The organism is Rhodopirellula baltica SH 1, assembly GCF_000196115.1.
In the GTDB taxonomy this organism is placed as follows: domain Bacteria; phylum Planctomycetota; class Planctomycetia; order Pirellulales; family Pirellulaceae; genus Rhodopirellula; species Rhodopirellula baltica.
In genome coordinates this window covers 3,558,935-3,583,424 of record NC_005027.1, presented here as the reverse complement: position 1 = coordinate 3,583,424, position 24,490 = coordinate 3,558,935, and the positions used below count along the sequence as shown (strand labels likewise).

The 24,490-nt window shown below is 54.1% G+C and carries 16 protein-coding genes and 1 pseudogene; 11 read left to right on the top strand and 6 right to left on the bottom strand.

Annotation, left to right across the window (positions count from 1 at the left end; translation table 11 throughout):
• Window positions 1-86 precede the first annotated feature (86 nt).
• Window positions 87-2,834: a hypothetical protein gene (locus RB_RS13790; RefSeq protein ID WP_164922004.1), complete on the top strand. Its 2,748-nt coding sequence runs from the start codon at window positions 87-89 to the stop codon at window positions 2,832-2,834.
• A gap of 124 nt (window positions 2,835-2,958) precedes the next feature.
• On the opposite strand, the gene RB_RS13785 is transcribed toward RB_RS13790, so the two are convergent.
• Window positions 2,959-3,951 carry an HAD family hydrolase gene (locus RB_RS13785; RefSeq protein ID WP_011121074.1) on the bottom strand — a complete coding sequence of 331 codons (993 nt, stop codon included), beginning with the start codon at window positions 3,949-3,951 and terminating at the stop codon, window positions 2,959-2,961.
• Window positions 3,952-4,035: 84 nt separating this feature from the next.
• Window positions 4,036-4,398: a hypothetical protein gene (locus RB_RS13780; protein WP_011121073.1), complete on the bottom strand. Its 363-nt coding sequence runs from the start codon at window positions 4,396-4,398 to the stop codon at window positions 4,036-4,038.
• Window positions 4,399-4,593: 195 nt separating this feature from the next.
• Between RB_RS13780 and RB_RS13775 the strand changes: the two genes are divergently transcribed.
• On the top strand, window positions 4,594-5,874 hold the full coding sequence (locus RB_RS13775) for an IS701-like element ISRba4 family transposase (RefSeq protein ID WP_076611259.1): 1,281 nt from the start codon (window positions 4,594-4,596) through the stop codon (window positions 5,872-5,874).
• Window positions 5,875-6,428: 554 nt separating this feature from the next.
• Here the strand turns inward: RB_RS13775 and RB_RS13770 are convergent.
• Entirely contained in the window at window positions 6,429-9,953 is a 3,525-nt protein-coding gene (locus tag RB_RS13770; protein WP_164922003.1) for a DUF1583 domain-containing protein, read from the bottom strand.
• A 352-nt stretch (window positions 9,954-10,305) separates the two neighbouring features.
• Here RB_RS13770 and RB_RS13765 point away from each other — a divergent pair, with 352 nt between their 5' ends.
• Complete coding sequence (locus RB_RS13765; RefSeq protein ID WP_231846484.1) at window positions 10,306-11,757, top strand: hypothetical protein; 1,452 nt, start codon at window positions 10,306-10,308, stop codon at window positions 11,755-11,757.
• A 27-nt stretch (window positions 11,758-11,784) separates the two neighbouring features.
• Here the strand turns inward: RB_RS13765 and deoC are convergent, their stop codons facing one another.
• A complete protein-coding gene (gene deoC, locus RB_RS13760; protein ID WP_037228457.1) occupies window positions 11,785-12,510 on the bottom strand; it encodes a deoxyribose-phosphate aldolase in 726 nt (241 codons plus the stop codon).
• 276 nt (window positions 12,511-12,786) lie between these two features.
• Here deoC and RB_RS13755 point away from each other — a divergent pair, with 276 nt between their 5' ends.
• On the top strand, window positions 12,787-13,758 hold the full coding sequence (locus RB_RS13755) for an alpha/beta hydrolase (RefSeq protein WP_011121066.1): 972 nt from the start codon (window positions 12,787-12,789) through the stop codon (window positions 13,756-13,758).
• Between the two features lie 82 nt (window positions 13,759-13,840).
• Here the strand turns inward: RB_RS13755 and RB_RS13750 are convergent, their stop codons facing one another.
• Complete coding sequence (locus RB_RS13750) at window positions 13,841-14,149, bottom strand: hypothetical protein (RefSeq protein WP_231846483.1); 309 nt, start codon at window positions 14,147-14,149, stop codon at window positions 13,841-13,843.
• Window positions 14,150-14,229: 80 nt separating this feature from the next.
• On the opposite strand from RB_RS13750, the gene RB_RS13745 reads away from it, so the two are divergent.
• The 6 genes and pseudogenes from RB_RS13745 (at window position 14,230) to RB_RS13720 (ending at window position 22,109) form a co-directional block, all read left to right on the top strand.
• Complete coding sequence (locus tag RB_RS13745) at window positions 14,230-15,399, top strand: DUF1559 domain-containing protein (RefSeq protein ID WP_011121064.1); 1,170 nt, start codon at window positions 14,230-14,232, stop codon at window positions 15,397-15,399.
• Between the two features lie 49 nt (window positions 15,400-15,448).
• Entirely contained in the window at window positions 15,449-15,625 is a 177-nt protein-coding gene (locus RB_RS13740) for a hypothetical protein (RefSeq protein WP_164921254.1), read from the top strand.
• A gap of 590 nt (window positions 15,626-16,215) precedes the next feature.
• Window positions 16,216-17,622 carry an ArsB/NhaD family transporter gene (locus RB_RS13735; RefSeq protein ID WP_011121061.1) on the top strand — a complete coding sequence of 469 codons (1,407 nt, stop codon included), beginning with the start codon at window positions 16,216-16,218 and terminating at the stop codon, window positions 17,620-17,622.
• A gap of 29 nt (window positions 17,623-17,651) precedes the next feature.
• On the top strand, window positions 17,652-18,599 hold the full coding sequence (locus RB_RS13730; protein ID WP_011121060.1) for an adenine nucleotide alpha hydrolase family protein: 948 nt from the start codon (window positions 17,652-17,654) through the stop codon (window positions 18,597-18,599).
• Between the two features lie 679 nt (window positions 18,600-19,278).
• A protein-coding gene (locus tag RB_RS13725) for an IS3-like element ISRba6 family transposase (protein ID WP_164922002.1) occupies window positions 19,279-20,450 on the top strand; the annotation gives its coding sequence in 2 pieces (ribosomal slippage) (window positions 19,279-19,528 and window positions 19,528-20,450; 1,173 coding nt in all).
• Window positions 20,451-20,580: 130 nt separating this feature from the next.
• Window positions 20,581-22,109, top strand: a pseudogene (locus tag RB_RS13720) (IS4-like element ISRba3 family transposase).
• Between the two features lie 622 nt (window positions 22,110-22,731).
• On the opposite strand, the gene RB_RS13710 reads toward RB_RS13720, so the two are convergent.
• Window positions 22,732-23,094 (bottom strand): SpoIIAA family protein, encoded by a 363-nt coding sequence (locus RB_RS13710; protein ID WP_164922001.1) that lies wholly within the window; start codon window positions 23,092-23,094, stop codon window positions 22,732-22,734.
• 562 nt (window positions 23,095-23,656) lie between these two features.
• Between RB_RS13710 and RB_RS13705 the strand changes: the two genes are divergently transcribed.
• Window positions 23,657-24,490: a pentapeptide repeat-containing protein gene (locus RB_RS13705; protein WP_164922000.1), complete on the top strand. Its 834-nt coding sequence runs from the start codon at window positions 23,657-23,659 to the stop codon at window positions 24,488-24,490.

Sequence of the window (24,490 nt, the reverse complement as noted above, 5' to 3'; positions counted from 1 at the left end):
ACGAACGCAGGAGTGGCGGATGCTGGTGTCGATGACGTGGCAACACCCCTGCGCAGGCGAATCGAACGCAGGCGGAATTGATTGGAATGTCAAAATCGGAGTTGGAATCCAGCGGAAAGACCAAGAGTCGACTTCTGTTGAAGGTCTTGCTGTTCACGCTGGTGCTGAGTGCCATCGTGGTTGGTGGCATCGGTTTGTATCTCTACCAAGCGGAGCAGAGCCGATTGGCTGATTCCGCGGCTTCGTCTGCCGCCATGGCCGAGCGGATGAAACTGCAGGCCGAGCTGATGAAGTATCGGGACAAATCCAAGGTGACTCTGAAGGATCTCGAGTCGAAGGAATTTGTGGCTTGTCTCGATCAAGTGCCAATCGACGAGGAAACTCAAAAGATGCGGCTTCGTGATGTCGTGAAGGCTCGCACCAAAGTCGATCCTCATCTGAAGACGGCATTGCTGGACGTGTTCAATGCCCCGCTTGTTGGCGACCAACCTCCCGTTCGGTATTCGGACCTCGTCGATGAATTCGCGGTTGATATTGATTTGATGCTGGAACGTTTTGTCGCGCGCAATCAGCAAAGTGAAAATGTCGAGCGAGACAAAGCGGCTCTTCGCGAGTGCCTCTTGGACGCATTTCGTTTCGAGCATCCGTCCGAGAAGGTGCTGGAGACGGTGAAGGCGGCGGAGATACTTGGGGATCCGATTGTTCTGTTTGCATTGTTCAAAACGGATACGAACGTTTCCTACGAGAAGAAATGGGAGCGGGTGACAACCGCATCGGATCGCATCGCCGAATCGCCTGAATTGTTCGATCCAATGTTCGTCGCGATGGTGCACGTGGACGCGCTACGGTTCCATGCCGATGACAGAGCCTCAGATGAGTATGATACGGCCGTGCGGCGGTATCTTTCCGCTTGGCCTGCGGCTTGGCAGGAATCATCCAGAAGGAAATCAAGTGTTGGACGCGATCACATTTGTTTGGGTTCAATGTACTTGTCGTTTGGGCTATTGAATTCCGTCGCCCAGATGGATTTGGTCGAGGCATTGGTCTCCGTTAAGCAACCGAAGGTTCAACCGTACATCGTTCATCACATGGTTGGACAAATGTTTCGCGAAGTCGCTTGGGATCATCGCGGTACAAAGTTCGTATCGGATACGGATGCCTCTGCGATGGAGATGTTCGACAAGCTTTCAACCATCGCCTCATCGCACGCGGTCGAAGCTTATTTGCTGCGGCCGGAGTTGGCATTTTTGGCTCGGCAACCATTGAAGCTGCAAATGGGCAATGGGAACACGCCGCTGTCCGTGCAACATTGGTTCAGGCTGGCACTGAGCGGGCACATTGATCATCAATCCGCCTACTCGGACTACAGCTTGGCATTGATGCCTCGGTGGGGCGGAAGCGAAGATTGGCAAAAGAACATTGCAAATAAGTGTCTCGAGACGGAGACAGAAGACGGGGTGGTTGAACTGCGTTCCAACGTATTCATGGATGACTATCTGATGCGTCGCACGCCCGATGTCACGATGGTCGACGATCCGGCGAATCTATCGTGGGCGAAACGTTCCATTGCTGCCTGGGGCAAATTCAATCAGCGCAATCGAACATATGGATTCGGGATACGCGGTGCCGAGCTTGCCCTGCAAATTCTTTGGGAAGCAGGGCAGTTTGAGGATGTCTCTGAGTTGTTAGAAGTTCTTGGTCCCCGCACCGAACAGATCAACTGGGGAACACGCAACATGAACGAGGAGGAAGTGCGTTTCATTTGCAAGATGGCCGACGGCCCCGCTTACCTGTGGTGGATGCCGATTCAACAGCGACTGGTGTTCAATAGCGAAAGGTTGAATGACAAGAATACCTCGGCTCTGCGTTTGAGTTTGGATGCGTTGGGAACCGTTTGGCTTGATGATCAAGAATTCGTCGCGTCACGTTTCCCCGGGCTATCGGACGAGGAAATCGAGTCGAAGCGTGCCTATGCGAAGCAAATTCTGGACAACCGCCGAACGCAGCTGAATCTTTTGGAACGGTACCATCGCGGTGAGATGATTCACTTCACCACCAACGAATTGGCTGCCAGTTTCAATCCAATCGGCAAGCCTGACAGTGTGGAGTTGCGTTCCAGCGAGAAGTGCCATCAGGAAGCCATGCAAATGGCTCGTGAGTTCGAAGGATCGGATGCGAATGACTTGGCCGAAGCCGATGCGGATGACGCATCCCAGGTGCCGCGAAACGAATCTCTTGATGAGATTGCTGATGTCGCAGGCGGTTTTCGGGTGGCGACTGATTGGCTGGATTACACGTTCCTTCTTCGGAATCAAATTCGGTATCCGCTGCCTGCGACCTATGAGGTCACTGTCTCGTTTATAGAAGCACCCAATTCGCCCCACGGGGTGAGTCTGCTTTGTGGTCCCGATGGGTCGGGCGGGCTGATGAACGAGTTACGCGGAACGCAAATTCGCTTTTCACCCGGGGGTGGATTTCTTCTGACCGATGAACTGCCGGAACGATGGGGGAAAACACCCATCTTTCGCCAATGGATCTTGAAGGGGACCAAGAAGCGAACGCGGCGATTACGGCTTGATATTGGCGAAAGTGGCTATCGGATCTTTGTCGATGGGGAACAACTCCACGAGAGACAAACTTCACTCCAGACCAGCGGTCTGTTTCAAGTTGGCTGTGCCAGTTCACGTCGCTTTGATCAAACGCCTGGCATACCACACGTTTTCAATGTCTATGACTTTCGTGTGCAGAAGTTGGAGGAGCCTCCCTTTTCAGATACACCGAGTCACGATTCTGAATTCTTGGATTGGGAAGCCGATTCGGAAGGCTTTCTTTGATCGCGGTCACGCCCATCATCATGCCACCGCTCCAGTCAAAACGAGAATGCGCCACGCGATGATGCTTCGGTGGCGAATCTCGTTGAATCATTGAGCGATCGTCTTGTGGACGTTGGTCGTTCATTCACTCACCTGGGTAAATTGTTTTCCAGTCCTGCTTCATGTCGACGACGGTCCAGCCTTTTTGCTTGGCATCGTCGAGAGCTTTGTCGAGTTGGCCGATATGCGATTCGCGGCCGTACGCCCATTCACGTTCGCCATCGGTGTGATGCACGATCAATCCGAAACTTGGTGAATGGTCAATCGTGGTGTACTGAAGCATTTGCCAGTCGCCGTCGGAGTTGCCCGCAGCGAGAATCGGACGCCTGCCAATGTGAGAATGTATGCCAACTGGCTTGCCTTCTTTGTCGTCAACGAAATCGATCTCTGGCAATCGCACGATCACGGGTTTGCCGTCGCGAACCTCGTAGCGTGACTTGATGCTGCTGCCAACAACTTGCTCCGGTGGAATGCCGTAGGTGGCTTCTGTCCATGGACGCATGAATTCAATCCCACCGCCCGAGACGATGAAGGTCTTGAAACCGTTGGCACGAAGATAGGTCAGCAATTCCAGCATCGGCTGATAGATCATTTCCTTGTACAGTCGTCCGGTCTTGGGGTGTTTCGCGGTCGATATCCAATCGGTGACAATCTGTTCGAACTCGTCGGCGGTCATGCCCGCATGCGTGGCTGCAACGATCTCGATCAGCGATTTCTTTCCGCCAGCCATGACGGCTTTCAGATCGCCTTCCAGGACACCCTTGAACGGTTGTTTGGTCTTCCATTCGGGGTGATCCGGTGCCATCGCTTTGACACGGTCCAGTGCAAAGGCGAGCTGGAAGTAGTAGGGCTGCTCACTCCACAACGTTCCATCGTTGTCAAATGTGGCGATGCGTTCTTCGACAGGGACGAAGTCTGGTGAACCCTCGTCGGTGACCCGCTCGACAAACGCCACAACGGATTGCTTTGCCGCGTTGTCATTCCAGGAAGCAAGCGGATCGCTGGCTACTGCGGTGACAGAAGCGGCCAGCAACATAGCGATAGATGCGGTGAAGGTTGAAAGACGATTGAATTTCATGGGTTTTCATCATGACGAGTTTGAGAGCACGCATCAAAAACGGTGTGGCGAGAATCACTTCTCGCCACGCCCTGTCAAAGGGGATCAGTCCTTCAGTTCATTCAAGTCGATGCCTTTCTTCTTCAGCAGCGATTTGATTCTGTCGATCTTACGGAATCGTTCGATCTGCATTGGACCGGTGTATGTCTCACTTTGAAGTTTACGTGGTGGGTTGGCTTCATCGGTCTTCATCAGATCTGAAGTGTCCTTATTGAAGAGAACCATCATCCACGTTTTCTCGGTGAAGCTGTTCATGAACAGGTCGTAGCGTTCTTGGGGATCCTGCCAAAGATCATAGACCGCTGGGACAGTGGCTGCATACTTTTGTGGTCCTCGCCGTGCCCACTCTGCCGCCGACGCGTCGCCTCCGGCCATGGCGACCAGTGTCGCCACGTTGGTTGAAGACAAGCGTGCTGTCTGGATACCAGTTACGGGTTGTGTCCGTGATCTTCCCGATGTTGTCGTCCAACTCGACCAAGCGATCGGCGTACTTGCTTTTTACGGACAACTTTAGTACTACAGCGCTAGCTGGTATTGTAGAGGGCCGGGCTTTTCGCTGAGAATAGCAGCTGGAGATTTTGTTTGCTGCACGGAGAGCTTGGCATGGATGTCGCTGAACTGGAACAACTCGAAGATCGGTTAAATGCTTACTTGGCTCGCTTTGGCGATTGTTTTCGACGAAGCGACACGAGGGCTCATTTGACGACCTATGTCCGTGGTCAACTTTCCGACCTGGACGCCAAGAGTGTGGAGCCGATTGCGTTGCAAGCCGGTACACCGGTGCGAACCTTGCAGGAATTTATCGCCCAGCATCGGTGGGACGAAGATGGACTTCGCAGGAGGCTGATCCACATCGTCCGTGATGAGCATGTCAACAAGAACACTGTCGCGATCATTGACGAAACCAGCGACGTCAAGAAGGGCGACAAAACGCCTGGCGTGCAACGACAGTGGTGCGGCAAAGTCGGCAAGCAGGAGAACTGTATCGTCACGGTTCATCTGGCTGCGGCGAACGAAGACTTTCACTGCATGGTCGATGGTGAACTGTTCCTCCCCGAGAGCTGGAGTAACGACCGCGAGCGTTGTGCCGCCGCCGGCATTCCCGATGAGATGGTCTATCGCCCCAAGTGGCAGATCGCGTTGGAATTGCTTGATCGCAGTAAGGAGGAGGGGATTGAATATCCTTGGCTAACCGCTGACGAAGGCTACGGCGGTAAACCTGGATTCCTGGAAGCTCTTGCCGACCGCGATCAGAAGTTTGTGCTTGAAGTGCCGCGAACGTTTTCGGTTTGGGAGAAGCATCCCGAAGTGACCGAGCAGCCCTATCGCAAGGGCGGCCGCGGCCGAGGTCGCAAGACACCCCGCGTCAAGAGCGGGGAAAGTTCGCCGCGAAGTGTTGAAACAGTGTTCTGGCACGGCGAAGCGATGAAAGCGAAACGCTGGAAACGCTACCGCGTCAAAGACGGCGAGAAAGGTCCCATCATCTGGGAAGCCAAGCGGGTTCGCGTCACACTCAAAGGCAGCGACGGACTACCGGGGCTGTCTCTGTGGTTGGTGGTCGCGAGAAACGTGCTTGACGGCGAACTGAAATTCTTCGTCAGCAACGCGAGCGAGTTCGCTTCGATGGCGATGCTGCTACAGGTTGCGTTTCAGCGATGGCGAGTGGAACGTTGTTTCGAGGATCAGAAACAAGAGGTCGGCTTAGACTGTTACGAGGGGCGCCGATACTTGGGTCTGAAACGCCACTTGATCATCACGTCGTTGAGCTATCTGTTTCTTTCGCAAACCTGCCAGCAGGAGCGGGAAAAAAAATCCGGAGTGGACAATTCAGCAAATTCGCGACGCGGTCGACGCAATCGTTGTCAGCTGGTCACTCCCTCGTGAGAGTCGTCGCATGTTGCTTGATCAGGTCGCCTCACGGATCAACTACTATCAATCACGCAACGTAGCGGCTCGCATCAGCCATACGCAAACGAAGCTCGACAGATACGCCGAACTCGGCATCGACCCCGAAAGCATCACACGATGCCGATGGCCCAAAACTTAGCGCTGTAGTATTAGATCGTAAACATTTCCGTCGGATGGGGACGGTGGCTCTCGACAGTCGGCTAAGAGATACCCAGCCGACTGACGATTCGTTTGTTCAACAGGAGCAACTCGGCCCAGTTCCGTGTGCCGTGGCTTGTCGTAGGTATCTAAAGAATTTTAAGAACCCATCTGCTTCCACCCTCCTTTAGCAGGAATGTCGCGTGAAGCGGGGGCAGACGGTGGTTGATCGACTTCACGCAACCTGCCTATGAGACGCTACAGTCAACTTGAGGCTATTCATCGAGAGCTGGTAGGTGCGTGGCGTCTTCGCGTTGAATCGATCGCCGATCTTCTTGACCGATGAGTCTTCTGATTGTGAAGCTTGGTAGGTGGCAGCAACCGGCAGTGTTTCAGCGTGCGGGAGCCTGGTAAGGCGAGGATTCTGGCTGTCTTCGCCAGGGGACGACGCGGGATTCGGGTTCGGCGGTGAATGCGAACCATGTTCCATCGGTCGACAGATCAATTCCAAAAATCTGTCGATCGCTTGGTTGGTTGGGCCATATTTTTGGCAAGCCCGAAGCAGCCACGTCAATTGAATGCAGCCGCGACCGTCCCGATTCGATGTCCAACATTGGGAACAGTAAATGGCGACTATCAGATGACCAGCTAAACTCACCGCCGATCTTTGTAGGCGACGCAAGGACTCGAAGCCGACTTGGAGCAGACACGGTGACAACCGCAATTTCATCGTCCGAGTTGTCGCGACGTCGTCCCTTGATCGCAATCAGTTCGCCGTCGGGTGACCAGCTGATGTTCCAGTCGATGTAGCTGTACCGAGTTGCATACGGTCCTTGCAGAATGGGTCTGCTGGAAGACGTGTTCAGGTCCCAGATAAAAAGGTTGCCTCCAATGCTGTAAGTGAGCAGGTTGGGGCGCGGAGACCACTGGATTCCCCAACCGCGAGGATCGAGTATCGTGCGATTGGAGCCATCGGCGGCCATGATTCCAACACCTTGGCCAGCAGCCGAAAATGCAATCTGTTTTCCATCGGGTGAGTACGTCGGCATTGATCCGAATCCCAGATCGACCGGAACACCTCCTGATACTTCGATGCGCATCAGCCGAGCTGTCCGAGTGCTACCCGCGTGCTGATTGTAGGCGATTTGTTTTCCATCGGGGGACCAATCCGGCGACCCGACCCTTGTCATACTTCCCGTCGGCTCGGCCAAGTCTCGCAGTCCCGTTCCGTCGAGTCGAACCACCGAAAGAACCGGCTTGGGATCAGGCGATGACGACACCAGCATCTCTTCGGCTCGTAGTGAAACTTGGTTCCAGGTCGTTGACGTGGTCACATTGCCTTTGACAATGCAAGCGAGTTTGACGCCGCCCAGCGGAACGTTTCCGGTCGAACCTTTTTCCTGATGAATCAATCGCCAGATACCATTGTCTGCCTCAGCAAACAAGAAAAAGATTTCATCCTGTCGCCGAGCGATTCTCAGCTTGCCAGAGGTGGACTCACTAGAACTTCGTCCTGTTAGAGAAGTCCTCGTTCCATCCGGATATTCGAGGTGAATCGATCCCATCAGATGCAATCCGTGATCCTTCGAGAATCCGCTCGACGCCATCAGTTTGGGAGAAAGTGAATCCTCGAGCGAGATCATGAGGGCGACATGAGCGAGGTCGCCCGACTCGGGAACGATCGCGTGGTTGAATTCCGCAACGACATCAAAGTCTCCTCGCAAGGAGAATTGAGGAGAGGTACGAATCTGCTTCCATGGTCCGAATGAAGCCGCCGATAGACGCAAGCCTTCTTCCGTTGTAACTGCATTGCCGCTTGTTAGCAGGGTTTTCGCGTTGAAGTAGCGAGTCGTGTCCTCTTCGTTTCGGAAATCGTGTGTGAAAACCGAAGTCAAACCGGCAAGATCGGATTGAAGTTGATCGGGAATGGAATCCGCGAGTGTTTGTGGCGTGGACAGTTGTTGGGGCCAGTTGCCATGTAGTGTTAATCCTTTTGCTCTCAGTTCTTCACGGTCGGCAAAGTGAAACAGTCCGAATGTGCGGTCGCTTTCATTGTCCAAGGGGCATTCGTAGATGAGCTGTTCGTTCAATGATAGCTGGATCTTGGCGTCAACCAGTTGCAAGTGAATGTGATTCCATTGCGACGGTCTCAGCGGGACGGTCCCTTGGTGACGTTGGTGGTCTGATCGAACGACAATGTTATCGGGACGCAATTGACTGCGGTCAAAGCATCCATCGGTGATCCAATGCTCGGCCACGCCGTCGCTGGTGATCAGAAGGGCGAGGCGATCCAGTGCCGGGTGCGCGCTGACCTTTCCCGGATCATAGAAGAAGTCATATTCCACACGATCACCTCTCATTAGCGGTCGGAAATACCGAAGCAGACTCTCGCAATTTGACTGAGGCAAATCCTCGCGTTTGGGATCAACGATCATCGTCTCCCCACGTGCGGTGGCGACGCTTTTCCAACGTCCTTTGTATTCGGGACGAGAGCCGCCAAAATAGTCCGTCCATCCCGATAGTCCACGCGAGGTCAGCAATGAGACTTTGTCAGGGGTCTCGGGGGCACCTCCGATATGAAGGTTCCGAAAATGCGCGTTGTCTTGATGCCAACTGCGCATCGCCAACCACGGTGCTGCATTGGTTGCGACTGATTCTTCTCGGATTTGCCGCCCATTCAAGTGAACTGTCTGAGTGTTGTCGTTGATTGTCGTGCGGTAGTGAATCCAGCCGTCGATTTTCTCGAAAGGCTTGTTCAATTCGATATTATCGAGTCCCCAGCTCAATACACCGCTGCGATAGTGGTTGTTTCGATGACCAAGACCATCGAACCGACCAGCTGACAGGATTTGACCACGCTTTTTGGCTGCTAGATCCGCTTCAACGCTGTAGTTGCCTTGCAAAGGCGTCGCAAACGCCAGGTACTCGTTGTGGCTGCCTCCACGGTGAACCACCACCCCGGAGCTGTTTTGAATCCATTGGGCAACGGCATCACCATTTCCTCGCATCGATGCGGTTGCTTCTCGAATTGGAATCCACTCTTGCAGGTAGTCTGCCGTCCAGTCATAAATCCTTTGGACGGCTTCATCGGAGGACTCCCATTCACGACCGAAGAACTCGGCGCTGATTCCACGGATTTGGCTGGTGAATGAATTGGGAAGATCCGATCGATTGCGAGCGACACAGTTTTGGTGAAGAAAAGAAATCAATTCTCCCAATGCTCGTGAGCGAGCGAACTGTGCGTTCCCGCGGTGGGCCACCAGAACGGCGGGCCAAAGATCTGCAAGTGAATTTTCTGTCGCCGTGGATGTCAGTTCGTGAAGCAAGACGATTGATTCTTCTGCGTCAATCTGGTTCCCTCGCTCCAAATCGATCAGTGCCAACAACGCCTGGCGTGCTTGAGCGTCACGCGAACTCTGCGGAACGATTGACGACACTCTTTGGCGTAACTCCCCCAATTTTTCTTGTTGTTTCGCAAGTTTCAACGCGTCATAAACAGGCGAGATGATCGACGAATCGTGCGTTCCAAATGCGGCTTCACGACGAACGGACGGTGATGGGTTAGTTGGAGGTAAATCACCTGACACACGAAAGTTCGCGTGGGACGGCGAAGGCAAAATCCACCGACAAAGGAAGTCCAGGCGTTCGTCGGCAGGAACCTGTGATGCGAGTCTTCGAATTTCCAGCACGTTGTCGGCGAACAGGTCCGATCCGATTAGTAACTCTCGAACGCGTTTGTCGAGTGGGGAGGTTGAGGTTCCTGCATCGAGATCCCCATTGACCGATGGGGTGTTGAGTGAAGCCGCCTGCTCGGCCGTTTGGCCATATGCAGCGGGCAGGAAGCACCCATGAGACACGACAACAACCGCGATGAAGCCAAGATGGGTCAGCACTGACGCTCGAGTTGCATTTTGCATGGAGGTTGTCAAGAGAAAGTGGGATACGTCTCAGTGAAGAATTCGACGAAATCGATCGGTTGAGGGGATTCATTTTACCTCTTGCTTCCGTCAGTCGTTCAACCGAAGTCTGCGTCTGGGGTGGATGCCCCCACTGAGATCGCTGTTTTGAAGAGCCATCGTGGATCGTGTACTGTAAGTTACTGTCCGGCTTCCTCACACAATCACACTCTTTTTCCTCACACAATCCAACAATTAACCTCACCAGGGCAATTCGTTGAACTACGAGCCTTCCAATGACGACGGTTGTGAACCGGAGCATGTTGGTGCTTCCAGAAGCCGACGCAGGCGTTGGGTGATGCGGTTGATGGCGATGCTGCTTGCTTGCCTGCCGGTTGTGTTACTGGAGTTAGGGCTGCGCGGCATGGATGATTCCGCCACCCAAGCAATCGACTACGATCCGTATGTGGGGCTCAATCAGCTGCGTCCCTTGTTCGTCTTCAACGAGGATTCAGATCGGTGGGAGATTCCACCGGAACGATACAACTTCTTTCGGCCGGAATCGTTCTCAGCCAAGAAACCATCGGGAACTCGTCGGGTGTTCGTTTTGGGCGGATCAACTGTTCAAGGCAGACCGTATGCGACGGAAACCGCTTTCTCGACTTGGCTGCGTTTGTGGCTGGAATCAGCCGACAGTGATTTCGAATACGAAGTCATCAATTGTGGTGGAACCTCCTACGCCAGTTACCGAGTGGCCAAGATCCTGGACGAAGTCGTGGAGTACGAACCCGATGCGATTGTGCTGTACACCGGGCACAACGAATTCTTAGAGGATCGCACCTATGCGCACGTTCGCGACATGGGCGCGGTCAGTCGCTGGTCGACTGCCATCGGCTCTAAACTGCATTCGGTTCGTTGGGTGCAGTCGCTTTTTGCAGCGTCCTACGAACGGACAGAGTTGGCCGCGAGCGTGGAAACAATTTTGGATCAACCTGGTGGATTGAACAGCTATCAGCGTGACCCCATTTGGCAACGTGGTGTCGAAAAGCATTTTGCCACCACGCTGGAAAAGATCGCCGAACAAACGCGGAAGAATGATTTGCCTTTGATCATGTGCGTTCCCGCTTCGGATTTGGTCAACACGCCACCCTTCAAGATACAAACGCGATCGGATTGGACCGAGGACGAAGAGAATCGTTTTCGTTCGGCTTGGTCCATCGCCAGCGATTCGGATCAGAGCCCACCTCGCCGCATCGATGCTCTTCGCGAATGCTTGTCAATGGATCCATCCCATGCGGGAGCGAACTATGCCTTGGGGCGGCTTCTCTATGATCGAGGCGACGGCGAGCGGGCACGGCAATATCTGATTGCGGCTCGTGATCATGATGTTTGCCCATTGCGAGCAACGAGTGCGATCGTTCAGGCGACCAAGAAGATCGCCAAGCGATATCGGGTTCCGCTGGTTGATACGCCAACATTGCTGGACGAACGAGATTTTCGTGGCGTGTTGATTGCCGACCAAGTTCCCGACCCAAGTCGTTTTGTCGATCATGTGCATCCCAGTATTGTAGGACATCAAAAGATCGCTGCCGCGTTGGCACAGCAGTTTGAAAAGCTCGGTTGGGTGGAGCTTACCGAGCAAAATTCGGTGCGATACGAGAACGCCGTCAAAGAACACCTGAGCAATCTTGACCAGGACTACTATGTTCGCGGCAAACAGCGTTTGGAAGGCTTACGACTGTGGACGATGGGCCGGGCTGGGCAGCTCGCGACGGAAATGGCTGATGATCAATCCAGTCTGCAAGAAGACCTGCAACAACGCTGACTCATCAAATCGCTCGTGCAATCACGATCAGTAGCCGGAGCTGCCGGTCGCGGTGATTTCAATCGCGGGCATGCCAAGTTGCTTTCGGGCTTCGCCCAGCATCTCGGCGGTTCGGCTGGCACCGCAACGGGATGCTCCGAGGGCTCGGACCTCCAGCAGTGTCGCGAGATCTCGGACGCCACCGGCAGCTTTGACTTGGACGTTTTCGCCTGAGTGTTGTCGCATCAGACGCAGGTCGTCCATGGTCGCGCCTCCAGTTCCATAACCAGTCGATGTTTTGACCCAGTCCACTTTGAGCTCGGTGCAGATCTCGCACAGACGAATCTTGTGTTCGTCCTGCAGGTAGCAGTTCTCGAAGATCACCTTGATCTTTTGTCCGGCCGCATGGGTCAGTTCGGTGACCTCGCCAATTTCATTTTGGACGTAGTCCCAACCGCCGCTCAGGACTTGCGAGATGTTGACGACGAAGTCGAGTTCTTCGCAGCCATCTTGGATGGCTTGTTCGGCTTCGGCTTTCTTGATCGCGGTGGTGTGACCACCATGAGGAAAACCGATCGTGGTTGACGCTTTCACGCCGGTGCCCGCGAGCTTCGCAGCACAACGTTTCAAGTAGTAGGGCAAGATACAAACGCTGGCGACTTCATAAGCGATTGCCAAATCGATGCCGGAATCCAAGTCCGCTTCGGTCAGTGTGGGTGGAAGCAGCGAGTGGTCAATCATCTTGGAGACGTCGTGATATTGATAGTCAGCCATGGTGAGCAGGTTTCCGTGAAGCGATAGCGATGCGGCAGGAGGTCGGGTGTCGCGCAAGAGCGAAGCCGAAACTGCCAGAGCTTACCGCCTCGTCGCGGCATCCACAATCAAAGCCCAGAACACGTAGAAAACCCAGGACACGAAGAAAGCCCGGGACGCGAGAGATGATCGGCAGAAACGTCGCGGCTTCACTCCAGTCGTTCCAGCAGCCTGGGGTGCAAACGAAAGGACGATTGATACGATAGGTTCGTTCGTCTGACTTCCTGGAACCAATCGATGACTCTCCATCCTCAAGCTCAAACGTTCGTGGCTTTGCTGCGGGAACTTCAACCACCACGGTGGGAAGACCTTGGCGTTGCAAAGGCTCGGCGTGGATTCTCTGCATTGGTCGATAACTTCGGTGCGGGGCCCGCGATGGCATCGGTCGAGGATCAAGTCGTGGAAGAACAGAATTGCGACGGGCAAGTTTCAAGAATCCCGGTACGGATCTATCGGCCTGATGACGTTTCGGAACTTGCTCCGGTGGTGATGTTCTTTCACGGCGGTGGCTGGGTGTTGGGCGATGTTGAATCACACGACACAACTTGTCGTCGTCTCGCGGCGGCTTCGCGGGCTGCCGTGGTGTCGGTGGAATATCGGCGGTCGCCCGAGTCGCCATTTCCCGGTCCCGTTCATGACTGTTTCGTTGCGACCAAAGCGGTTGCAAAGAATGGGATTTCATGGGGGCTCGACGCGAGTCGCTTGGCGGTCATGGGCGACAGTGCGGGTGGCAACTTGGCCGCCGCCGTGGCGTTGTTGGCGAAAGATGATCCGGATGTCGCGGTGAAGTATGCGGTGTTGGTGTATCCGGTGGTGTCACCCGCCTTTGACTCCGAGTCGTATCGTGAATTCGAGAGTGGGTTTGGACTGACCAAACGGACGATGCAGTGGTTTTGGGGAAACTACTTTGGTCGGGCCGGGGAAGACTTCTTCGGTGTCGATCGCGTGAGCGATGCCGACCCGCTGGCCGATCTGATGAAAGCGGACTTCAGTGATTTCCCGCCGGCTCACGTATTGGTTGCCGGCTACGATGTCTTGCGTGACGAAGGGTTGGCTCTCGCGGACAAGATCGAAGCATCCGGTGGCGATGTGACGCGCGAAAACGCGTCGGACATGTTGCACGGGTTCATCCACTTTGCCGGCCAGTTCGAAACTGGCGTCACTGCCATGCAATCGCTCGGCAACCGAATCGCGAATCAGCTTTCGTGACCGCGGGCGCTGCGTGACGCCCTGACGCGATCAGGTTCAAACGAGACTCGCAAAATGGACGTCGCTTCTTTCACGCGGCGATTCAGTTCTTGGTGGCGACCATGAGTCGTCGCGAGATCGCATTTTTGCCCCCGTCGATGCGATTGATATGCCGACCGACGTTGCTGGATTCGTCGAAATCCTGCCGTGTGAGCGATGGTGGTTCGGTGGTCATCAGTACGGGTGGTTTTTTTGCTTGACTGGGCGCAAAAATCAGCGAATCTTGTTGGTTGTATTTCTTAGTGTCGGTTTCCGCTGAATGCGGGTTGTTCGTTTGATCGGGCGAATTTGCTTGCAATAGGCATTCTGCGTAAGGGCGGTGGGCGACTTCTCTTCTTAGTTGGTGGGGCATTGGCTGGTTCGGTTTTTCACAGCTGATTGTGAAGAATCGGCCGAACCGACCATTCTTCGTTCTCTTCTGGATGGATTTAAATGGCAATATTGAAAAGGCGTAGCAGTGCTGGTTTCACACTGGTGGAACTGTTGGTTGTGATCGCGATCATCGGCGTTTTGGTGGGTTTGCTGCTGCCGGCGGTCCAAGCGGCACGAGAAGCGGCTCGCCGGATGTCTTGCTCCAACAACTTCAAGCAGCTCGGATTGGCTCTTCATAACTACCATTCCGCGTTTCAACAGTTGACTCAACAAGGTGGTGGTTCGGGGCAGCCGACCACCAGTGCGTTGTTGACCAACCGCGAACGTTTGTCGGCGATGGTTGGTTTGACCCCGTTCATCGAACAGCAAGCGGTTTGGGAGCAGATCTCCAATCCGTATCGAGGTTCCGGAGGGACGGATTGGCCTCCCATGGGACCGGCCACTTACAACGCGAACTACGAACCTTGGCGAACGCAGATTCCGACGTTGCTGTGCCCTTCTGACACGGCGCCACTGGGCACTGTTGCATTCGGTCAGCTGAACTATGGATTCAGCTTTGGTGACTCGTTTTGGAATTGCAACAACACTCGCAACAACGCGGGCAACCCTCTGAACATCGGGCAGCACCGAGGATTTTTCAAAGACAGATTTGTGACCCGGTTCCGAGATGTCTTGGACGGATTGAGCAACACGATCGCCATGGCTGAGATCCAGCGCAGCAACGGATCAAGAGAATTGGCGGGCGATGTTTTGGTTCGCAATGGGAGCGGCAACACGATGCGGAACGATCCGAAGACCGAGATCCTTGAATTCGCTCGTGATCCGGAGCGTCCCTTGTTCTATCGGCCCGACGTGACTTTGGCGGTCAACACCAGCGGCCAAGGCAACCGTTTTCGTGGATCCAACTGGGCCCAGGGAGAGCCGATGATGACAGGCGTGGGGCAAACGTTCCCACCCAACTCCGTCAACGCCGTTCGAGGCAACGGTGACGCCAATGGACCCGGCGGTGTCTTTTCAGCAGGCAGTCGTCACCAAGGTGGTTGTCACGTATTGATGGGCGACGGCGCGGTGAAATTCATCACGGATAGCATCGACACCGGCAACACCAATCTTGGGCCGATCGGAACAACCGCACCCGGTGCACCGCCCGCCGGTTCAGCCAGCAATTATGGCGTTTGGGGTGCGGCGGGAAGTGTCAAAGCGAGAGAGACTTCGACTTTGGATCAGTAGCAGAAGACGTTTGTGTATTTATTCGTAGTTCAGTGAATGAGAGAAGGCAGTGAAATTAATTTCGAGAATGTTGGGGCTGTGGTTGTTGGTCGTTTGTTGCGTGGGTTGTGGTTCCAGCAACGATGTGACGGTGAATCCCGCACCTGAGATGACGGACGATCAGTTCCTCGAGATGGATGAGGAGAGCGACCGAGCACGCGAGGAAGCGATTCGCGATGGGAGCTGACTCAAGTTCGTTTCTTTCGCGTTTTGCGTGACTGCATCGCGACGACAAGCCGAGATCCCCAACGGGTCTCGGCTTCTTTTCTATGTGTCGAGCGGCATCGATCGCAGTTTGGCGAACATCGTGCCGGAGCGAAGCGTCAGAGTAGAACCGTTGTCCTCAACTGTTCCGTCGGGCTGCTCTCCACCGCCGAGCCACATCGCAACCCAATTCATTTCCAAACGTTCGCGTCAGACCCCTCCGCGGCAACGAGGAAGCAACGCACCATTCATTACTGGAGTAGTGGATGAGGCCCCGAATCCTCATGCCCGAAACCTGTCACCTGCTTCGTCGCGCGTGACCAACCGAGCAGGCAATAGCGGACTGATGCCAAGCAAATCGACCATTTGAAATTGTCATTTCAACTTTTTCAATGATTCCGATCGACGAGAGAATCGGTTTCGACTTGTGGTGACACCCGTGCCATTTGGGAAGGAGGGACCGCTTCGATGCGGTCGAAGGTGACCTGCGTCAGCGTGTTGCCGGTTGGTTGCTTTCGGGCCGTGCGTTAGGCTGCCGCACGAACGAGTCCGAGTTCTTTCCGGAGAAATGCAATGATGTTGGCTGCATCGCTGACTGAGATGCCCACCGCGTCCGCACCCGCTTGGGTGATGGTGTTGTTCGCCGTCGTGATGATGGCGACCTACGTTGGCGTCGCGATCGAACGATTTCACAAAACGGTGGCGGCACTTTGCGGTGCAGCGGTCCTGGTGATCCTCAGCGTCGCTTTGGATCTGTTTGAATATCCAACCGTTTACAACTTCCTGAAAGAGGATCTCAACATCTTCGGCGTCATCATCGGCACCGGGGTTTTGGTGGATGTCGTCGGGAAGAGCGGGCTGTTCCACTTCATCAGCATGTGGATCGTTCGGCTGACGGGTGGGCAAGCCAACCGGCTGTTCATGACGCTGTGCGTGGTCACGTTCTTGTTCGTCAGCGTGTTGACGATCGTCCCCGCGATGTTGATCCTCAGTTCGTTGGTGCTGGTGATCTGCCGTTCGCTGGGTTACAAACCAATGCCGTTGTTGCTGTCCGTCGCGGTGTGTGCCAACAGTGGTGCGATCGCGACATTTGCCAGCGGATTGCCTAACATCATGATTGGTACCGCGGCCGGAATTCCGTACGTCGATTTCTTGCGTGTGTCGTTGCCTTACGCCGTGGTCAGTTTGGTGGTCGCGATCGCGGGTTTGCGTTGGTTCTTTCGAAACGATTTGCCGTGGAAGCAATCCGACGAAGACAAAGCCGCACTGAAACAGCAAATCGAGGGTTTTGATCCTTGGGCGTTGGTCGAAAATAAGAGCGTCCTGCTCCGAAGTTCGGTGATTTTGCTTTGCACGGTGATCGGTTTTGCGTTGGCTCAACCACTCGGCGTTGGCATGGATTTTGTCGCGATGGTGGGAGCCACCGCGGCCTTGCTGTTTGCCGGCAAGGGAGTCGAGGACGCAATTGGAAAAGTGAACTGGACCGTGATTTTGTTCTTCATGGGACTGTTCATCATCATCGGCTGCGTCAAACACACCGGGGCGTTGAAGTGGGTGGCTCAGCAGGTCGTCTTGGTGTCCGACAATCGGATCGAATTGTTGGTGCCATTGATGGGCGGTTTCTCGGCCGTGGCCAGCTCGATTGTCGATAACATCCCGGTTGCGGCGACATTGATTCCGATCGTCCAAGACGTTTCAGGCGGTGACACGGGAGTGCCCGCCGAACCGTTGTGGTGGACGTTGGTGATTTGTTGCAATCTAGGTGGCAACGGAACGCCGATCGGATCGATTTCTTGCGTGATTGCGATTTATGCGCTGAAACGAGAAGCCGGTATTCATGTAGGTTGGGGCACGTTTCTGAAGCTCGGTGGAGGCATCATGGTGGTGCAAGTCATCGGCGCGATTTTCTATGTGATGTGGATGCACCATCAGGGATACATTCCCGATATCACCGCGACGCCAGTGTTGCCTGCCCACTGAGTTTCCTTTTCTAACGAGCGACTGAAGTAATGGATCAATCACCCGATTTAGATCGTGACGTCGACGATTCGATGCGTATGTTCGAGCGAGCGAAGGTGGGATCGGCAACTCCGATGACGCCCATCCGACCGTCACGCGTGATCTTGGTTTTGGATGGTTCGCCACAAGACGCGACGTCCATCGAAACGGCAAAAACGCTTCGCGAAGAATTCAATACCGAGACGTTGGTGTTGGACGCCCGAGACGCTGCGGAACCGATCGATGCGGCCACGGAAGATGCCATTCAGGCGGCTCGCCAAATGAGCGGCGCTCGTGCGATCGCTCGCGGGGAAGGCGAAGCGTTCGAGGTCATTCTGCAGGCGTTGCGAACGCACGACGTGAACATGGTCATCGTGCCCTGCCCGTTTGGACGCTCCTTCGAACGAGTGGGCACGGACAGTGTCGGGACCGTCATGGATGTCTTGCTGTCTCGGTGCCCGGTTCCGATTTTGGTGACCCGCCGAGAAGACCAGGTGTTCCAGACTTGTCGTGGGCGAGTCCTGTTGATGGCGGGAAGCGAGTGTGACGTCGAAAGTCGAGCGGCGGCGTGGGCGTTTGGTTTGGCATCGCCGGGTGCCGAGGTCTCGTTGAACTTGATTGTCGAGAAAGAGCACTTCGAAAACGTGCGAAGCATTCTGGAGGCGATTCGTCCTGGAGAGACGTTTGACGTCGACAAGTTGAGTGATGCTTTAGCGCAATCGCACACGCAATTGCACGCCGCAATGAATGCGACCGCTCGCGAGATGAAGATGAGCTACGCGTTGATCCCGCAAGCCGGTGAGCTCGCACCGCCGCATCCACTTTCCGATTCGACGCAGCAATTGCTGGTGATGCCATTGGAAGTCGATGATCGGTTCATTCAAGGCTTTGTGAACGATCGGCTTCGTCGCAGCCCGCATCCACTGCTGATCGTGCCCGGACACGTGATCGCGGAGTGATCTCTTGGTGGTCGGTCTGCAGCCCCGTAGCGAACGTCGTGAAGACTATCGGGGGTTGTGTCAGGCAAGTCGAAACTCGTGACGGCTTGTGGGTTGGATCCCAACGCGAAGCGTGACTCTTGAAGTTGCGCTTTTTCTCGAATGGCCAACGGCCTCGTTCAACATAGCCAGGGGCATCGCCCCTGGAGCGGAAAAACACGGCCCCGTCTTGGCCAACGGCCAAATTCAATTCAAAGCGTGTGGGTTGATGTTGGCCGTTGGCCAACTCATTTCCCTTCGTTCTCGATCCCTGGGGCGATACCCCAGGCTACGATGACGAAGGCCTTTGGCCAACAAAACCAAATGCAATAGCGCAACTTCAAAACTCACGCGTTGGGTTGTGATTGAAAGCGGTTGGTGCGGTCCAATTCACATCGCGGGAAGAACCGAGTTGGCCTGCATTCTAGGGAGCCTGCTTCGCTAGGACCGCCCCCGGTGGGGCTTTGCAATCTTGGGTCCGCCTCAACCCAGGGCGTTGCCCTGGGCTGGCATAGGGCTGCCCCCTTGGGCAACGCCGTGAACGATTTTGAAGCCGCGATTTGTGGTGTTTTGCTGAACTGCCCTTGAAGTGTGGAATTGCCCACGAAAAGTTGACAGTGGGCCGGCGCACGTCAGACTTCTCTGACAGGAGAACCGATCCATGGACAAACGTCGAACATTTAGCCGCGAATACAAGCTGGCCGCAGTCAAGAAAGTCATCGAACAAGGCTTGTCGTACACCGCTGTCGCTAAAGACTTGGGGATCGGGGACAGCTTGATTCGCAAGTGGAAGAAGTCTTTTGACGAAGACGGAACATTCCAGGCCGAAGTAGTTGGTAGCCAATCCATTGAAGCCGAGCTGAGACGACTTCGCGAAGAGAATCGTCAACTCAAGATGGAACGCGACATTTTAAAAAAAGCGACGGCATTCTTCGCCAAAGAAAGTCACTGAGGTTGAAGTTCATTGGAGAGTGCCGCGATCGCTGGCCGATCGCAGTGCTCTGCCGAACCCTCGAAGTCACTCGCGCCGCTTATTACCGATTCGCCGGTCGCGGTCCCACAGTCACCGAGATCAAGCAAACCCAAATCATTCAAGCCGTCAAGGAAATCCGACTGGAAAAACATCACGATGCGTATGGAAGCCCGCGAATGCAACGAGCAATAGTCAAACGCGGTGTGGTGTGCTGCCGAAATACCGTCGCCAAATGCATGCGTCATGCGGGAATACAAGCCAATCGCCGCACCAAATTCAGAATATCGACCACTGACTCCAATCATGATCAGCCCATCGCCTCAAATTTGCTTGGCCAAAACTTCACGACCGAGGCAATCAATCGCGTCTGGCTAACGGACATCACCTACATCCCAACCCAAGAAGGCTCCACTTACCTCTGTGCATTCGTTGACCTGCATTCCCGCAAGATTGTCAGCTGGAAAACGAGCCGGAACATGGATTCGGAATTGGTGGTCGGGGCATTCGATCAAGCACTTACTTTTCGCAAGCCAAACGCGGGCCTGATCGTTCACAGCGATCGTGGCTCCCAATTCGCGAGCGATCATTTCCGCAGACGCCTGGCAGCCAGTGGGCTAGTTCAAAGCATGAGCCGTCGCGGGAACTGCTACGACAACGCACCGATGGAATCGTTCTTCAAGAGTTACAAAACCGAGGAAGCACAGCAGATTTACGACACGCACGAACACGCCACACGCGGCGTATCTGACTACATCGAACGATTTTACAACCCTCATCGCTTGCACTCGTCGCTGGGCTACCTCAGTCCAATCGATTTCGAGCAAGCGATCAAAGAACCGTCACTCGTAAGTGAGTCCTGACTCACAGGACTCACCGTTTACCTTTCCCTTAAGACCGGTCCACTGTCAACTTTTCGTGGGCAATTCCAGTGTAAAAGCCGGATCCCCCTACCAACCAACTGAAACACTTCAGTCAGAAAGGAATCCGGCTGTGTCAAAGAAACTCGATTCTCACGAATCAAGCAAGGCCAAAGAACATGCTCGACAAAGGAAATTCAATCGAGCCAAACGCAAGGTCAAGTCCGAATCTCAGCGACAGCACTATCGCAAAGCCCAGAAGCGCAACGCCAAAGAAATCCGCAGTGCGATCGATTGGGTGCTGGGTGACGAGCAGGCCGTGCCGACGCAGGCCCACGGCAACACTGGCTGGAAGACAATGACTCTGATGATCCAAGCCTTGCTGTGGATCTTCTCTGACAAGGACAAGCTCAAGGATGCTTTTGATTCAGGCACCCGGCAATGCAAAAAGGTCCACGGGAGGATCGCATTTTCAAGTTACTCTGGACTGATCAAGGCGTTGGTTCGATGGACTCCATGGTTGTCCGAGGTTTTGCTTACTCGGATTCACAAGCAAATTGAGACAACCGCCGGCAAGCTTTGGAGGACGACTGGTTGGGTCGTCATGGCTGTCGATGGTTCTCGAGACACAACGCCGCGAACACTGAGTAACGAAAAAGCGTTTTGCGCTCCCAATCATGGTCACGGGAAAACGGCTCGGTATCGAAAAAAGAAGACCAAAGGAATGCGCCGTCAGGCCATCGAGAAGAATCCACCGGCACCGCCGGTACCCCAGATTTGGATCACAATGATTTGGCACGTTGCCACACAACTGACTTGGTGCTGGAAACTTGGGCCTAGCAATGCGTCCGAACGAGCACACGTGCAAGAGATGCTAGAAAACGGTGAATTCCCGGAGAAAACGTTGTTTACCGGTGACGCGGGATTCGTTGGCTACGAATTTTGGAAGAGCATTATCGATGGGGGGCACCACTTTCTCGTGCGCGTCGGCGCGAACGTCAACTTGCTGCATAGCCTCGGCTACGATGTCGAGCCTGACGAAGACAACCTTGTTTACTGCTGGCCCAAGGACAAACGCCGTGAAGGCATGCGTCCCTTGAAGCTTCGCATGATTCAGATCCAACTCGGCCGCAAAAAGGCAGTTCTCTTAACGAGCGTCTTGGATGAGAAGAAGCTCACCGACAAGCAAGCACTGGTGATTTACAAGAGCCGCTGGGGAATCGAACTGGAATTTCGCAACCTAAAGCAAACGTATGGACGACGGCAACTTCGCTGCCGCCAGAGCGTCCGGGCGTTGGTGGAGTTGCATTGGTCGATCCTCAGTATTCTGATCGTCAAGCTGTATGCCTTGAAAGTACACCTCGCGAAGAAACGTCGCCGGTGTGATCCGGTCGCGATGCCTGGGCGAATCAGCTTCGCAGGGGTGGTGCGTTCTTTCCAACGCATTCTTGAGAATCTCAACGAGACCGATCTCGAGGAACCGAGCTTATCGGAGATGCTGGGGGATGCGCTGATCGATAATTACGAACGCAAGTCGAGCAAGGAGGCGAGGTATAAACCGAACAAGAAAGACAAACCTCGTTGCGGCTCCCCAACGTCACTCGCGCCACGAAAGAAGATCGCGATCGACTTCAAAAACTGGGATTTTGTACCGTCGCCTAAATCGTTCACGGCGTTGCCCCTTGGGGCGAAGTCATTCTTCATCCCGGTAGGGATGTCAGATGGTAGCCCAGGGTTGCTGCGAAGCAACGTACCCCGGGAAACGAAAGACTCACCTCGACCCTGGACGGGTCGTGGAATCTTCGACCCTTTCAGGGTCGAGGATAGCCGGGTGCTTGTGTCCGGTGGTGTTCACTGCGTTCAAACCACCGGCTACCGTCTGCCATCCCTTCGGGATGAAACTGGCGCAAGGCCTGCCTATGTTGGAAGCTTGAAGATCCAGCAGCCCAGTCGGCTCATATGATCGCACCCAATCAATTCTCGGCTTGTTGATTGAGTCCTCAACGACGTTTTTGCACCTGTAGAATGGGCACTCTTGCCTTTTTATACCCCACATCTCGAAACACCAAAGATTAGTGTCCGATCAGAGTGGATTAGTGTTCTGCCAGAGCGGCCAAGGGAAAACTCATCTCCGCTGATCGAACGCTAATGGTTCTTGGACAAGAGATGCTTGGCTTCAAAACGCCTGTGTTCCCAACGCAAGCGGCTCCCAAAAGATGTGGAGTACACAAAGGCAATCTTGCCCGTCCGAGTGGCGGATGTCGGCCAAGAGTGGCCAACCTACTCAGGCTTCTTGGATCCAAGCCCGGGCGTCTTCGATTTTCGCGTGGTCAAAGTATTTGACCGACGCTTTGGTGAACGGCTTGCAGAAGGTTGCCATGCCCGCTTCCCACTTCGATTCGCCGACGAGTGCGAGTCGTTCGATATCGCTGAAGTGTTTCATTGCGAACTTGGTGTCGGCCCAGAGTGCGGCAGCGTCCCAGCCATGAAAATCGGTGAGCACGACCATCATCCGGACTTTGCCCCAGCGTTCGATTTGGGCATCGACCACCGGCACAAATTGTTCGTAGGCTTCCCCGGTCAATTTGCCAGAGAGAACCAGTTCAATGATTTTTCCCTCGGCAATCTCGGTGATTTCGTACGACATGCTGGTTTCCGTGTGGATCAGAGAGATGGAATTTGAATGTCCAAGTTTCAGTTTAGCGAAGGGGCACAAGTGGCTGTTAGCCAGCGCAAAAAAACTCGCTCAGCCGTTTGCCAACGGTCCTCTTCAACTGAGACGATCAACTCGTTGACCGACATGACCTTCGGGCCACATTTCGACAGCAAGTAAGGCGCTGAAAGCAGAGACGCCTCCAATTGACCCCCGTCTCCTTTTGGGCTTCGTCGCAAACCGATCATATTCCCCTCTTCTTGTCCGGCATCTATTCAGGCCTCTATGGCCTGCGTTTGGGCTGCATCCATGCTCCCGGCCAAGTATTTCGAACGCAAACCGACGTTTCGGCAGCGTGGAGAAGTTATTCTTCTTCGGCAACCATGGTTGCGCCGCCGTTTCAATAACTTAGAATCGCGGAGGCGATGGCGAACGTAAAATAGGACTCAAGTGCCCCGTTTAACTGGAAAATATGTAATTTCATGATATTTGTCGCCCTCTTTCCTCCAATGTTGGGCCTCTTTTTAGTAGCCATCCTAAACACACCCGAATGCGTATGATCGCGTCAGAAAACCAGTCGCTACAACCGTTTGAACGAAAACACTATGCGGATCACCAATTCAGTCGAGATACTGATGGTGATGATTTTGTGCATAGTGTTTTCACACGCGTTTCTGCGAAACAGAGGAAGCTATGCAATGTCGATTTTAGTTTTTCGGTGTTTGATGCTTGCTACTTTCGCGACTGTATCTTCAAAAAGTGTAAGTTTACTGGTTGCCGTTTCGTCAACACTAACTTTCACGGCAGTTCGTTTGACGGCTGCAAGTTCGAGTACGCAACATTCGATAAGACTGATATCACATGCGATATCCTGAAGAACAACTGTCCTGGTTGGGTCAATGTGAAACGCCACTTTGCGCGAAGCCTCCGCAAAAACTACGAGTCAATTGGCGATAAAGGTGCTGCTGATAAAGCATTTGCTACGGAACTCAAAGCTACCGAGGAACACCTGCGGAAAGCCTGGAAGTCGAATGAGTCGTACTACCGTACCAATTTTAAATGGTTGGCCCGTGCCAATGCGTTTTTTCAATGGGTCGGCTTTTGGTTCACCGACATCGTTTTTGGAAATGGGCAGAAAGTGTCGCGTCCGATTGTTGCGATGGGGATCGCACTTGTCGCGATCGCCATACTTCATTTGTTCAAAAGTGGGAGTCTAAGTAGTCCGAATACTTATTTGGGGGCGTTCTTCGTTCAAAGCCCATCCGTTTTCTTTGGCATTTGTCAACCAGCAAGCTATTCGGCGAGTCTTCTTACCATGATCTATGTCGTAAGGCTGGTAGTCTTCGGTTCATTCATGACACTTATCGTTCGTCAATTTAGTAGGCGGTAA